Annotated in this window: 1 pseudogene; it reads right to left on the bottom strand. The window is 66.0% G+C overall.

The annotated features are described in order from the left end of the window. Nucleotides 1-688: pseudogene (locus ACT6QU_RS19485) on the bottom strand (hypothetical protein); the annotation flags it as partial.

Here is a 688-nt window from a genome sequence, read left to right as displayed (position 1 = left end):
CCAATAGCCTGCCGCAACGTCGAGCGTCTCAAACCCGGTCGCTTCGGTGAGTTGCTGCGCCTCGGTCAGTTCAAGGACGTCCCCATCGAGCGTCAGGCTGTCGTTACCGCCGCCTGCGTCCACTGCGCCGGACATCGCGCTGCCGGTTCGCAGGGTGACACGGTCGTCGAAGCTGCCGAGTTGGACCGCGATCCCGCTTGAACCGGTGATCGTCCCCGTATTGGTGAGCGTGCCGTCAAAGCCCGTTTCCTGGACCAACCCTGCTCCGCGCTGCATAAGAACCCCGCCCGGCCCCTCGCCGGTGATCGTGCCGGCGTTGTCGAGCGTGCCGCCCGCCGACATGATGACTCCGAAACGCGTGCCGCTGATGTCGCCGGTGGCACTGTTCGCGACGGTTCCGACATAGTTCGCCAGCGTCTGACCGTCATAGGGATAGATCGAGATGCCATCGGCCAGCGCGCTGCCCTCGCCGCGGATGATGCCGCTGTTGCTCACGCTGCCGCCGCCAATCAGGCGCACGCCATCGTTCGATTCGCCTCGGATCGTGCCGCTGTTCGTCACCTGCGTGCCGACCGCGATGCCGACGATATCGCCGATCGCCTCGTCGAACTGATAGGCGGTCGTGATGCCGGCGCCCGCACCTGTGATCGTCCCGCTGTTGGTCACGCTCGACGACGCGGTGGTGATC

The sequence above is a fragment of the Aliihoeflea sp. genome, assembly GCF_052435475.1.
Lineage (GTDB): Bacteria > Pseudomonadota > Alphaproteobacteria > Rhizobiales > Rhizobiaceae > Aliihoeflea.
The sequence above is the reverse complement of the archived record's forward strand: the minus strand, read 5'-3'. Positions and strand labels throughout refer to the sequence as shown.